The following is a 13,813-nucleotide window of genomic DNA, read 5'->3' on the forward strand; positions in this document are numbered from 1 at the left end:
AAGCTTAGTGACGTCAAATTAAAGTCAAGAAAATCATAATTATTGACTGCTTCGCAACTTAACCTAAAAACTTCGCACAACTTTTGAGCCTGCCACCCATGCACAATTTTTATTTCATAGTGCATGGTTAAATCAGCTCATTTAGCCCTTGTAAATCGTATTTTTTGAGGTGGATTTATGTTTGATTTAAACGGTGAATGGCGATTGAGCTCACCCGAGTATCCCGATATCCAAATCGCGATGACACTGCCCGGCGACCAGTATCATGCATTACTGCAAGCGGGTTTGATCCCTCATCCCTATTATGCATCCAATGAGTCTCAGGTTCAGTGGGCTGGTTTATGTCATTGGGTATTAACAAAAGCGAACACTTTAAATGCGGCAGACCTTCAGTGCCCAAACCACTTACTGGAGCTGAATAAGGTCGATACGTTTGCTGATCTATGGATCAACGGACAGAAGGTTTTACAGTGCCATAATGCTTTTCAAACCTATACTGTTAATATTCGCCCTTATCTGCAAATTGGTGTAAATCATTTTGAATGGCGATTTGAACCTGCCGCTTCGGTAGCCAAGCAAAGAGCCGATGAGCTGCCCTTTCCCATTCCGTGGGCGCAAGGGAATAATCAACTTCCTCACATGAACACCGTGCGAAAACCTCAATGCCACAGTGGTTGGGATTGGGGTATATGCCTTGCTGTTTGTGGTATTTTTGCACCAATGCAATTAAAAACGGTACAAGAATATTCACTGCTGGGTGTGGATATTGAACAAGTTTGGCATGCTTTAACACACGTTACGCTGCACGTGAGAATACGGCATAGCGAATCGCTCTCCACACCCATCACACTTACTTTTGGCGATCAAACTATTACGATCGATAGTGAGGCTTTTTGCAACCAAAGCAGTGTGGATATTGATGTCCACCATCCGCATCTCTGGTGGCCAAACGGTTACGGTGACCCTTATTTATACACACTGTCTATTGCCATGGCACAGCAGCAGATCAACCGCCAAGTTGGCTTAAGACGTCTCACGTTGCGCACTGAGCAAGATTCCATCGGCAGTGAAATGACCTTTATCGTGAATGAGGTCTCGATATCAGTGAAGGGCGCGAATTGGATACCAATGGACGCCATGCCAAGCAAAGTCAATTTTTCCCGTTATCAACAGCTGTTACGAGCCGCACAAGAAGCTCACATGAATATGATTCGTGTGTGGGGAGGAGGTGATTATGAACACGATCATTTCTATCAACTTTGCGACCAGCTCGGATTATTAGTCTGGCAAGATCTGATGTTTTCCTGCGCACAATACCCTTCAACACCGAGTTTCTTAGAAGAGGTAAAGCAAGAAGTCACACAACAAATACAACGTTTGAAGCACCATGCTTGCCTTGCCATTTGGTGTGGTGATAATGAGGTGATTGGTTCATTAACTTGGTATCCAGAATCTCGAGAAAACCGTGAAAAATACCTAGTCAATTACGACCGACTCAATCGTTTTTTAGAAATCCTCGTCAATGAACAAGATCCAAGTCGCCGTTTTTGGGCAAGCTCACCTTGCAATGGTGAATTAGATTTTGGTGACGCTTGGCATGATGATAATAAAGGTGACATGCATTTTTGGGATGTGTGGCATTCAGGTAAATCCTTTGACGCTTACCATTCAATATCCCCACGATTTTGTTCAGAATTCGGTTATCAGTCTTGGCCTTCATTTAGTGAAGTGAAGCAGATTATCCCAGAAAGCGACTGGAATATCAGTGCGCCTCATTTTGAACATCACCAAAAGAATGCTCGTGGTAATAGCATCATCACCGAAATGTTTACTCGCTATTTCCGTTTCCCGAATGGCTTCCAGCAGATGCTTTATTTGAGCCAAGTTCAGCAAGCCATGGCGATTAAAACGGCTGTCGAAGCGTGGCGGGCAACCTCACCGATTTGTCGTGGCATATTATATTGGCAACTCAATGACAACTGGCCCGTCGCGTCTTGGTCAAGCATTGAGTATTCTGGACGCTGGAAGCAATTACATTATCACGCCAAACGGTTTTATAACCCGCTTTTGGCCTGTTTTTCTGAAGATGAGAAACACCTATCACTGAGAGCCATTAATGATGCGCCCGGTGAGCAATACCTTGTGGGTGACATATATTGGTTTGGATGGGAAGGAGAATTGCGAAAGCATTGGTCAATCAATGAACGACTGCCCCAAGAGAGTAACCAAATCGTGTGGCAACACACAATAAGGGATTTCACACCAGAAAAAGGAGCGATCTACTTTGTCAGTACGGATGGCCAGCGGGATAATTTTTGGCTGCCGGATGTACCCAAACGCTTGCCCTTAAAATCGGCTCGCATATTGTGTGAATATCGTGCGGGCAGTCTCTGTTTGACCACTGACCGACCTGCACTTTACGTTCACCTAGAACATGACAACGTACTACAATTTTCTGACTCCAGCTTCTTTTTGCTCCCCAACCAAATGCGGACAATCGCCTTTAGATCAGACGATAAATCTCACTTAAACTGTACTATTTATCAACTGGCTGAATGAACTGAGCCGAATAAAGACAAACGCTCAGCCTTAAGGAAGGAAACGCAAAAGAGCTGCGCATCAAGCAGCTCTTTGCAAGCTAAACCATTTTTACTAATGCATGTTCAACATTGGCTCATGTCAAACACTGACTAATGTTGAACACCAGATGGATTTTCACCAAATTCAGTCTGTTGATAAATATCTGCAAGGGTTTTTGCACGTTTTGCTGCCTTGCGTCGTTTCGTTGGTTCAAAGTATTGCTCGACCTGCTTCAATGTCTCTTCATGGTCTTGCGCGGATTGGACAAAGTCTGGGTTGGCTAACGCTTCTTGGCGAAGGCGGTTAACTCGTTCTAGCGTTTCCCACAACATATTTCACCTCCAACTTCACTGTGCATACATACAGCTTAGTAAAGAGTGACATAATGTCAAGCAATTAACTGTGGATTTATACAGTTAATTAAAATAAATGCTCATTATTTCAATGAGTCATTAATCTGCGAGGCCTCTTAAGGTGCGCACGTTGATTCTCGAAGCACCAGCTTACCTAGATAGCGATGTATCTTGGCATCATCCGAGCCCTTCCCTTCAGCCAATTGTAGGGCCAAGGCTACTGCATCCTTCGTCAGTTGCTCAATAGGAAGCGATATTGTTGAGAGATTGGGCACCGAATACGCAGCCGCAGGCTCATCATCAATCCCCATCACAGATACCTGATTGGGTACCAAAATGGCATGTTCGTAAAGTGCGCGCATTGCTCCTAGTGCCATATCATCGTTACAAGCAAAAATAGCGCTGAACTCACTCTGTTGTTCTAATAACCGTTGAACCGCGGCATAACCCGCCAGCATAGAATTATCACCTTCAACAACGAGCGTGTGATTGAGCTCAATACCAGCCTGCTGTAAGCCTGACTGATAAGCAGCAAATCGCTGTTGTCCTGTATCACTGTCCAAAGGGCTAGTGATGCAAGCAATGCGGCGATGGCCAAGTTCAAGCAAGTGATTAATCGCTAAAGAAGCGGCTTGATGCTGCTCAAAACCAAAACTATGCAAACCGACTTCTTCCAAGGTTCGATTGAGTACAATCAGTGGCACTGAAACATCAGATTGCAATGATGCCAGCTCATGATTCGACAAATGGCGGCTGTAAAGCATGATGGCGTCACAACGCTGAGTGAGCAATGAGCGCACTGCTGCTAATTCGCCTGCCGCATTATCGTGACTGTCCATGACAAGTAAGGTCTTACGTGCTTGCTCGGCACCTTGTGCTGCTTGATGCAATAAGCTACCAAAATAACTCCCTTGAAACTGAGGAAGTATCAGCCCAATCGCATTTGCACTGTTTGTGGCTAATGCTTGCGCCAACACATTAGGTTGATAACCCAAGGTGGACATGGCTTGTAAAACGGCTTCTCGCGTACTTGCTTTTACTTGGCCAGTTTGATTGAGTACGCGCGATACGGTGGCTTTAGACACGCCCGCTGCTTTACAAACGTCATTGATTGTCGCCATGGTGACTCCTAATAAAAACCCCCGACTCTTGGAAGCCGAGGGAGTTTACCTAATTTCCTAAGCTGGATGAACGCTCTCAATCAACAATTATTATTGTCATTCCACGTTTATAATTGTTCGCCATTGGTTTTGATCACGGACTGATACCAGTAAAAGCTTTTCTTTTTACTGCGAGCCATTGAACCAGAACCATCATCGTGTTTGTCTACATAAATGAAACCGTAACGTTTTTTATATTCACCAGTGGTGAACGACACACAATCGATGCAGCCCCAAGGGGTGTAGCCCATGACATCAACGCCGTCTATAGCAATGGCCTTCTTCACTTCTCGTATATGTGCTTGTAAATACTCAATCCGATAATCGTCTTGCATTTGGCCTTGCTCATCGACTTCATCGATCGCCCCAAAACCATTTTCGACAATAAAAATCGGTTTCTGGTAGCGTTCATACAATTCAGAAAGCGCGTAGCGAAGCCCTACCGGGTCAATTTGCCATCCCCAATCAGACGCGGTGAGATAAGGGTTTAAGCGACTTTGTTTAAATAAACTTGTTGTTTCACCTTCAGCGTTGCGATCATCCGAGACAATATTCGTCATGTAATAGCTGATCGCAAGGTAGTCGGCACAGCCCTTACGCAGTATCGCTTCATCACCATCGAGCATATCAACGGTTATCGATTTTCGCTCCCATTCACGCCAAATATAGCTTGGGTAATAGCCACGAACTTGCACATCGCTGAACAAGTACTTCTCTCTCATCATTTCTTGAGAGCGGATCATATCTTCTGGACGACACGACGCGGGATAAAGCGGCATCATATGAATCATGCTACCCATTTGAAATTGAGGGTTGATCTTATGACCGAGATCGACCACTAAAGCACTGGCAATAAATTGGTGATGCATGACTTGGTACATCACCTGCTCTGGGTTGTCATGTTCAGTGAAGATCACCCCTGAGTTACAGTAGCCAAACAGTGGGAATTCCCAATTTCGCTGGTTATTGATCTCATTGAAGGTAATCCAGTATTTCACTTTCTGTTTATAACGCTCCATCACCACTTGGCTAAAGTTAACGAAGAAATCCACAAGCTTGCGATTTGCCCATCCCCCGTATTGTTGTACAAGGTGGAATGGCATCTCAAAATGCGAAAGCGTAATAACTGGCTCAATGCCGTATTTCAGCAATTCATCAAAAAGATCATCATAAAATTGTAGCCCTGCTTCATTGGGCGAGACTTCGTCACCTTGTGGAAAAATACGAGTCCAAGCAATTGAGGTTCTAAAACATTTAAAACCCATCTCAGCAAAAAGTGCAATGTCACCTTTGTAATGACTATAAAAATCAACGGCTTCATGATTAGGATAGAAATAATTTGCATCCACACCGGAGGTCATCACCCTAGGTACTTCATGCGCTCCTTTTGAGAGCACATCGACAATGCTGACTCCTTTTCCACCTTGGTTCCATCCACCTTCAACTTGATGTGCTGCTACAGCCCCACCCCATAAAAAATCTTTTGGAAAACCATTCGTTGCCATCGTCATCTACCTCGTCTTCATTTGCTGACTCAATGTACCCTTATGTCGATCTAATATGCTATTTCACGCCATGTGGACAGGCTGTATAGAAATACATCATCGCTTTGCTACTTTGCGTGACATCATAAACGATTATCGGAAAAATGTAACCGGTTTCCGAAACCGGTTACATTAAAATTAATAATTCTAATGTTCTCGGAAGAAAATACGCACTATTTGTTACTGACAAGTGGCAAACAGAGACATTCCGTAGCACTTTTGCTGTGACTACTGTATGCTTGCGCCTTTCCGCAACGTGATGCGGATCACTTCCTTATTTACATATCGAGACATTTTAATGAGTTTTGCCTCTCTGGGTTTATCCCATGCCATCCTGAAAGCCGTTGCTTCTCAAGGTTACGAAACACCATCGCCAATTCAGGCGCAAGCTATTCCAGCCGTTCTTGAAGGCAAAGATGTGATGGCAGCGGCCCAGACAGGTACCGGGAAAACAGCAGGATTTACCCTGCCCATTTTGGATCTATTAGTTAAAGGCCCAAAAGTAGGCCCCAACCAAGTGCGTGCATTAATTCTGACGCCGACACGTGAATTAGCCGCGCAAGTTGCCGACAACGTGGCAACTTACGGACAAAACCTTCCACTACGCTCTGAAGTTATTTTCGGCGGTGTGAAAGTTAACCCACAGATGATGAAAATGCGTCGTGGAGTAGATATCTTGGTCGCGACACCGGGTCGACTGCTGGATTTATACAACCAAAATGCGATTAAATTTAACCAATTAGAAATTTTGGTCTTAGACGAAGCGGATCGCATGTTAGACATGGGCTTCATTCGTGACATTAAAAAGATCCTTGCACTGCTGCCAGCAAAACGTCAAAACCTACTCTTTTCGGCCACTTTCTCCGATGAAATTCGCCAACTTGCGAAAGGGTTAGTTAACAACCCAGTCGAGATTTCGGTTACGCCACGCAATAGTACCGCCAAAACCGTCAAACAGTGGGTACATCCTGTAGATAAAGCGAAAAAACCAGCGCTATTGATTCAACTAATCAAAGAAAATAATTGGCAACAAGCGTTGGTATTTACACGAACTAAACACGGCGCTAATCGCTTAACCGCACAACTTGAAGGCAGTGGCATCAGCGCCGCCGCTATTCATGGCAACAAAAGTCAAGGCGCACGTACTAAGGCATTGGCCAATTTTAAAAGTGGTGAGATCCGCATTTTAGTAGCAACGGATATTGCCGCTCGCGGCATTGATATTGACCAATTACCACAAGTGGTAAACTTTGAATTGCCTAACGTCCCTGAAGATTATGTTCACCGAATTGGCCGTACAGGCCGCGCAGGCGCTGAAGGCAATGCGATCTCTTTGGTCTGCGCCGATGAAGCAAAAGACATGTTTGCCATTGAGCGCCTTACCCAAAATTTACTAGAACGAATTGAGGTTGAAGGCTTTGCGCCAGTGAACAAATTACCGGCATCTCCTTCGCTACAACCGATTAAAGCGAAAAAGCCGAAAAAGAACAAACCAGAACATAATGACGGACAGCGCTCTGGTGATGTAGCAAAAGGTCACAGCATAAGCGCGAATACCAAAACTAATGACAGAAAGCCGAAAGCGGCCAATTCCACTCGTTCAAACAGTAATAAACCAAGTGCAAACCAACCCACGAGAAGCGGATCGGCTGGACAAAATAGACCTCGTAGAGCAAACAAAATCGCGGCGAGCTGATATTACTCTCTGACTACGACTCTCTGATTAAAAAGTAAAGGCCACTCTCATCTAGTGGCCTTTTTGCTTTTACGCGCCTTTGGGCGGTGTGAATGCGGTTAGAGGAAGTGGCTCTCCTATATATTTCTCTATTTTCACAATTGAAGAGTTACCAGCACAGCCATTGGCTAACCTTGACGTAGGTATGTCAGCGGTCAGTACGTTGCATCCTCCGTTTTTACATAAACCATGAGGTTTATCAAAATCGGGCCATGCCCCTTCATGAATACAGACCGAACCTTGCTTAATTCCATCCGTGATCAGCGCGCCAACTAAGACTTGGCCACGTTGATTATAAGCACGGACAAGATCGCCATCTTTGATCCCTCGAACTTTTGCATCTTCTGGATGAATCCAGATCGGTTCACGGTTTGCTATCGCATATTGCTCGCGTAGTGCCGCATAGTTTAACTGGCTATGGAGACGATGAGCCGCATGCGATGTCATCAATTGCAGTTCATCGGCTTGAGCATTCCCTACCCACTCCGTTGGCGGCATCCACATAGGATGTGGCGGGCAATCGCTATATTTGAAGCCTTCGATGGTTTTGGAGAAGATCTCAATCTTGCCACTTGGTGTACCAAGAGGGTTCAGGATAGGATCCTCTCTGAAAGAGGAATAACGCACAAACTTCGCGTTCGCTTCGTTCCATTTCATCTCAATGAGCTGATTTTGTTTCCAAAAATAGCTGAAGTTAGGCATTGCAATCCGATTCTGGCGACCGATAGCTTGAGCTCCTTTATAGAAACCAGCCAACCATTCCATTTCGGATTTATTTTCCGTATACACTGCACGTCCGCCCGGTTTTAACAGCTCCGCCATATCAGCAAATACATCAAAATCATTTCGCGCTTCAAATTGAGGCTCAATTGCCTGTTTCATCGGCACTAAATGTTGATTGCTATAATCCCCTGTCATGGTGAGATCATTACGCTCAAATGACGTCGTGATGGGCAGTACAATATCAGCGTGTTTTGCGGCCGCAGTCCAATAAGGCTCAGAGATAACGATGAGTTCCGGCTTTTGCCACGCTTTAATCAAACGGTTGGTATCTTGGTGATGAGTAAAGTTTGCACCGCCCGCCCACCAGATCATTTTGATGTTAGGAAACGTTTTCTCATGCCCGTTGTGTTGATATTGACCGGATGGGTTTTCCAACGCTTCTACAATACGAGCCACAGGAAAGCTATTTACTGCTCCAGAAACGGCCCAATCATTACCCGCAGATGAACCACCATCAATAGCCGCTGATATAGCAGGTAAAACACCCGCAGTCCGCGTTGGGTTACCGCCATTGGAATAGTGATATGAAAAACCAAACCCACCACCGGGTAAACCGATCTGCCCTAGCATTGCAGCCAGAGTGACAAGCATCCAGTGTTTTTGTTCACCATATTGCTGACGTTGGATTCCCCAACCAGCCATGATCATAGTTCTATTTTTGCTAAAAATATCAGCCAATAGCTCTAGTTGTTTGGCAGGAACGCCACAAATTGCCTCAGCCCATTGTGCTGTCTTTGGCGTACCATCAGAATGACCTAGCAGATAAGCTTCAAATTTGTCGTAACCAGCGGTGTATTTATTCAAAAATTCAAGGTTATGTTGGCCCTTTTCAACTAATGAATGGGCGATCCCCAACATCATCGCAACGTCAGTACCAGGATGCGGTGCAATCCACTGAGCGTTTTCACCAAAAAATTCGATGGTTTCCGAACGCATAGGATCGATAGCGATAATGGTTTTTTTAGAATGTTTGAGTTGATTAAAAAACTCAAGCCCCGCGCCGTCGGTACTGCTCCATGCTATTTTCAGTGTATTAATAGGGTTGAGCCCCCAAAGCACCACAACATCACTACTTTCAAGTACAACAGGGTAAGTTGTTTGTTGTTCATACACTTCTATTGAGCCTACAACGTAAGGCATGATGACTTGCGCAGCACCCGTAGAATAATCACCTAAATGACCCGAATAGCCTCCCGCCATACTCATATAGCGTTGCAGTAGGGTTTGGGCTTTATGTAAAATCCCACTGGATCGCCAGCCGTAAGAGCCCGCAAAAATTGACTCGGCTCCATAAGCAGTGCGAATACGGGCATGCTGTTGGTGGATTAATTGCAGCGCTTTTTCCCAACTAACGCGGACGAACTCATCGTCTCCTCGTTTACCATCTGGCATATGGGGATTGGCTAGAAAACCTTTACGCACCATCGGGTATTTGACCCGAGCTTGAGTATGCACTTGATCTGGCGCTGAGGTTTGTAGACTATTGGGTACGGTTTGCGGCAATGCATTCTTGGAGGAAATAATTTTCCCATCCTTAACTTCAACCAGCATAGCGCCCCAACGCCCAGCAGTCAGTACACCAGCTCCTCGCGGTGCGGAAGCGAGAACTGGCATGGGTTTAACCGAAAAAATAGCGACCGCACCTGCAGTTGCACCAGCGCTTTTTAGAAAACTTCGACGTGTGAGAGTAGTCATCACTGAATCCTTATTTCATTTTTTATTGGGCAACAACATCTTTCGCATTGTATTGGAAATATTTCGTGAGGATTTCTAGATCCTCTGCGGAAATAGAGGTACGGTCCCCCATACTTTTTGCCACAGAAGGCCACGCGTTAACCGTAAAATGGTTACTCGGAATTTTGGCATGACATGTTGAACAGTAAACATTGTCCAATTGCTCAGCGTATGCCCAAAGCGAATCCATTTTACTCAACACTGGCGTGTCGATGTCCCCGGCAAGTGTTACTTGACGCCACTGATTTCCGTAGGCATCTTCGTTATACTCTTTTACGCTCAATGCTTTTTGCCCTGCTTCAGTTAACATAGCAATCACAGCACGCTTACCTTCACCCATATACAAGACTTGTTCTGCACCTTGCATCTGATAACCACTCAATTCAACGGTGCGCTTGCCATCGCTTTCATTCAATACTTTCAGCGGCGTCGCTGGATTGATCGTTCCGAAATCAGAAATGGGCGTAGATTGCATCGCATAAACAATAGAAGTGCCCACAGGGGTTAACTTAGCCTCTTCGACTAAATGGGCTAATGCTTGGCTGTCCATTTTGACTTCAGGAAGCATGTGCGCCACACCTTTATGGCAATCAATACAGGTTTGATTATTGTCGATACCGTACTGATGCATTTTTTGTGCTTGCGCCGTTTGGTCGTAAATCTCCATCGCATCTTCACTGTGACATGAACGACAGGTCGCAGAATCGTTCGCTTTTAATTGCGCCCAGACAGTTTCAGCCATCTCGGCTCGATGCGCTTCATACTTTTCAGGTGTGCTGATCTTCTTGGTAATAAACTCATGATAGATATCTTTGGACGCCCTGATTTTAGTGACTAAATAATCCATAGTATCAGTGGGGATATGGCAATCAGCGCATTCTGCACGGATGCCTTTGGCATTGCTAAAGTGTACCGAGCCTTGATACTCCTGAAAGGGTGCTTGCATAGTATGACAAGAGAGACAAAATTCCGTACTCGACGTTTTTTCTAAGATGACATGAGTCCCTCCAAGGCTTAACCAACCGAGCAGCACCCCAATAGCAAGAACTCCCACTATCATTCTTTTTTTAATATTCATTATTCCTCACAAATCTCAACGGATGTGGTTTTGACAGAACACGTTGCATTTATGTGATGCGCATCGTATTCCATAAGGAAATCATACCCCCAAAGAGGGATGTCAACTTGACAGTAGTCAATTTAGACAAGGAACAGGTGTGACCTATGTCACCTTTCCTATAAATTGATAAAATAGAAAATAAAGAGCCACACAAATTATAGAAATTAAAAACACATAAAACATAACCGATTGATATTAAAAATAAAAGACAAAAACCCCAAAGATAGGCAGAGCCTTATCACTGATAATGTTGACTAAAAATGGTTTGAAAAGTAACAAAAATCACGAATAACCTGCTCAGATTCCTAATGCTCAATTATTTTAAAATAAATGCTTTACTTTGATTGAGGACCATGCGATTATGTGTCCGCTCTGTTGAACAGGGTTATTAATGTAACAAGTAAGCCAAAGTTCCCTTTCAGATTCAATTCAAAGTGTCCTCTAGTTTCATGGTCTCATTTAAATAATTCGTCTCAAAGCAACACCTGTATTTTAAAATTTTTTATTTTTATAAGGGACATAACATGTCTAACACTACTACTGGCACTGTAAAATGGTTCAACGAAACTAAAGGTTTTGGTTTCATTCAACAAGAAAACGGTCCAGACGTATTCGCACACTTCAGCCAAATTAAAGGTGACGGTTTCCGTACTCTTGCTGAAGGTCAAAAGGTAGAGTTTGAAGTAGCTCAAGGTCAAAAAGGCCCTCAAGCTGAAAACATCCGCCTAGTATAATTTTTACTAAGTATTCTAATAGCCAGCAATTTGCTGGCTATTTTCGTTTTTACCTCTTGGCATTCTTCCAATGGCTCTTAAACCGACAATCTATAAGTTCCGTATTGCGCTGACGGATACTAATCGCGATCATTATGACTCTTTAAATCTCACCATTGCTCAGCATCCTTCAGAAAGCAACGAACGAATGATGGCGCGCATTTTGGCGTTTTGTCTTAATGCTTCACCCGAGCTAACATTTACTAGAGGACTTTCTTCCATTGAAGAACCTGATCTCTGGCTAAAATCATTAGATGACCAAATTCAGCTCTGGATTGAAGTCGGCGAACCCGATGCTGATCGCATTAAAAAAGCCACACGGCTTGCAAAACAGGTGAAAGTCTACAGCTTTAACACGAAATCACAGGTTTGGTGGGAGCAGAACAAGGGAAAGTTCTCTCACCTCAATGTCGATCTATTTCGCTTTGATGCTGCAACGATTGAAAAACTCTCTACTTCCTTGAACCGAGGTATGGATATTTCAGTGATGATTAGTGGGTCTTCTATCTTTATTGATAGCGATAGCCATTCCGATGAAATTACTTGGCAAGCACTACAAATAAAAAGTGAGCATTAATTCCCAGCCCACTTTTCAGTATCTATACCCAAACAACTTGAAGTTGCAAGTAGACGGCAAGTGAGCTCATCCCCATGAGCATAGATAAACTATGTGATTGGGGTAAGCGAACGTAACCAACACCGCTGCAGCTTTAAATGGGAAGGGTATAGGCCCTTAAAAGAGCCTAGATTGAGATAGCGCTTTATACTTTATAAATAGGCGTGTGGACCAAAGACTTCGTAATGGATACGCTCTCTTGCTACGCCAAGCAATTCAAGCTGTTCAACAATGAACTGCATAAAACCAACGGGGCCACAGATATAAAAATCCCCCTGTGTTAGCGGCAGTTGCTCGCAAACTTCATGCAAGATCATAGAACCTTGCTTGGCTGGTGTTTGCTCACTTTCCAGATACCAGACCACTTGCTGCCATGATGGATGCACCGCCATTAAGGTCGCGGTTTCGTCAATAAAGGAGTGTTGTGATAAATTGTTGCAAGCATGCAGATACGTCACCTCTTTTTTTCCTACTGACGCAAGCTGTTGAAGTATGGCTTGCATCGGTGTTGCCCCGACACCTGCAGAGATAAGTACAACGGGAGCGAGCTTCTCAACATAGAAAAAATCACCCGCTGGCGCATAAAGTTTCACTCGACTGCCTTTTTCAACGTAATCATGTAAATAGTTAGAGACTGTCCCAGGATGTCCAGTATCCACGCCTTCACGCTTCACAGAAATGCGGTAGTTTTTTCCATTGGGTTTTTGTGACAAGGAATATTGACGAATTTCACTGTATGACGCACCTTCCGGCTTAAGTTCAATCCCAATATACTGACCAACCTGATAATCTAATACTGCTTTGCCATCAGCAGGCTCAAAGATAAAGCTAGTGACGAATTCAGACTCTTTCACTTTATCTTGCAACACAAACTCACGCGCATTCTCCCAACCACCGATCGCCTGCTTACGCTGTAAATACAACTCCCCTTCTCTATCAATAAAGACTTGCGCTAAAAAGAGATAAGCCGCCGTCCATGCTGCTTCAACGTCAGGAGTAAAGGCATCGGCAGCAAGCTCTCGCAACGTTTCAATAAGGTGATGACCGACGATTTGATAGTGCTCTGGCTGAATGTTAAAGCTGGTGTGCTTTTGGGCAATACGTTCCACTGCACTGGTTAATGCGGCGAGATTTTCAATATTTTTCGCATACGCGGCAATCGCCTCAAACAGTGCAACGCCCTGACGGCCAGTATGTTGATGGGTCATATTAAAAATATCTTTTAGCTCAGGATTGTGAGTAAACATTCTCTGATAGAAATGAGCCGTAAGCGCTGGCCCGGCAGATTCAAGTAAAGGAATGGTACTTTTGACAATGGCGATGTGTTGATTATTGAGCATATTGAGCTTTCTCCTCAGATTTTATAAATGGCGAATTAGATTCGCTCTGATACTGAAGCTTGTATAGCACAAAGC

The 13,813-nt window shown here is 44.2% G+C and carries 10 protein-coding genes; 4 read left to right on the forward strand and 6 right to left on the reverse strand.

What is annotated here, in order from left to right; translation table 11 throughout:
- Window positions 1-177: 177 nt before the first annotated feature.
- A complete protein-coding gene (locus AACT21_RS00660) occupies window positions 178-2,559 on the forward strand; it encodes a glycoside hydrolase family 2 protein (protein WP_094163971.1) in 2,382 nt (793 codons plus the stop codon).
- 131 nt (window positions 2,560-2,690) lie between these two features.
- Here AACT21_RS00660 and AACT21_RS00665 read toward each other — a convergent pair whose 3' ends face one another.
- The 3 genes from AACT21_RS00665 to AACT21_RS00675 all read right to left on the reverse strand — a co-directional run bounded on the left by AACT21_RS00665 (window position 2,691) and on the right by AACT21_RS00675 (window position 5,598).
- Window positions 2,691-2,912 carry a hypothetical protein gene (locus AACT21_RS00665; protein WP_010319365.1) on the reverse strand — a complete coding sequence of 74 codons (222 nt, stop codon included), beginning with the start codon at window positions 2,910-2,912 and terminating at the stop codon, window positions 2,691-2,693.
- Window positions 2,913-3,049: 137 nt separating this feature from the next.
- Entirely contained in the window at window positions 3,050-4,054 is a 1,005-nt protein-coding gene (locus AACT21_RS00670) for a LacI family DNA-binding transcriptional regulator (RefSeq protein WP_094145449.1), read from the reverse strand.
- Window positions 4,055-4,161: 107 nt separating this feature from the next.
- Complete coding sequence (locus tag AACT21_RS00675; protein ID WP_094147179.1) at window positions 4,162-5,598, reverse strand: 6-phospho-beta-glucosidase; 1,437 nt, start codon at window positions 5,596-5,598, stop codon at window positions 4,162-4,164.
- 274 nt (window positions 5,599-5,872) lie between these two features.
- Here AACT21_RS00675 and AACT21_RS00680 point away from each other — a divergent pair, with 274 nt between their 5' ends.
- Window positions 5,873-7,333: a DEAD/DEAH box helicase gene (locus AACT21_RS00680; protein WP_088732483.1), complete on the forward strand. Its 1,461-nt coding sequence runs from the start codon at window positions 5,873-5,875 to the stop codon at window positions 7,331-7,333.
- A 69-nt stretch (window positions 7,334-7,402) separates the two neighbouring features.
- On the opposite strand, the gene AACT21_RS00685 is transcribed toward AACT21_RS00680, so the two are convergent.
- On the reverse strand, window positions 7,403-9,850 hold the full coding sequence (locus AACT21_RS00685) for a trimethylamine-N-oxide reductase 2 (protein ID WP_094149376.1): 2,448 nt from the start codon (window positions 9,848-9,850) through the stop codon (window positions 7,403-7,405).
- A 22-nt stretch (window positions 9,851-9,872) separates the two neighbouring features.
- The gene (locus tag AACT21_RS00690) at window positions 9,873-10,967 is read right to left on the reverse strand and encodes a NapC/NirT family cytochrome c (RefSeq protein ID WP_088732485.1); all 1,095 of its coding nucleotides are present in this window, start codon (window positions 10,965-10,967) and stop codon (window positions 9,873-9,875) included.
- Between the two features lie 566 nt (window positions 10,968-11,533).
- On the opposite strand from AACT21_RS00690, the gene AACT21_RS00695 reads away from it, so the two are divergent.
- On the forward strand, window positions 11,534-11,743 hold the full coding sequence (locus AACT21_RS00695) for a cold-shock protein (RefSeq protein ID WP_094163973.1): 210 nt from the start codon (window positions 11,534-11,536) through the stop codon (window positions 11,741-11,743).
- Window positions 11,744-11,813: 70 nt separating this feature from the next.
- Window positions 11,814-12,359, forward strand: coding sequence for a YaeQ family protein (locus tag AACT21_RS00700; protein WP_094163975.1), 546 nt, complete (start codon window positions 11,814-11,816; stop codon window positions 12,357-12,359).
- 191 nt (window positions 12,360-12,550) lie between these two features.
- On the opposite strand, the gene hmpA is transcribed toward AACT21_RS00700, so the two are convergent.
- A complete protein-coding gene (gene hmpA, locus AACT21_RS00705; RefSeq protein ID WP_094163977.1) occupies window positions 12,551-13,738 on the reverse strand; it encodes an NO-inducible flavohemoprotein in 1,188 nt (395 codons plus the stop codon).
- Window positions 13,739-13,813: the final 75 nt, after the last annotated feature.

This window comes from Vibrio sp. V08_P9A1T1, assembly GCF_963874405.1.
Taxonomy (GTDB): domain Bacteria; phylum Pseudomonadota; class Gammaproteobacteria; order Enterobacterales; family Vibrionaceae; genus Vibrio; species Vibrio anguillarum.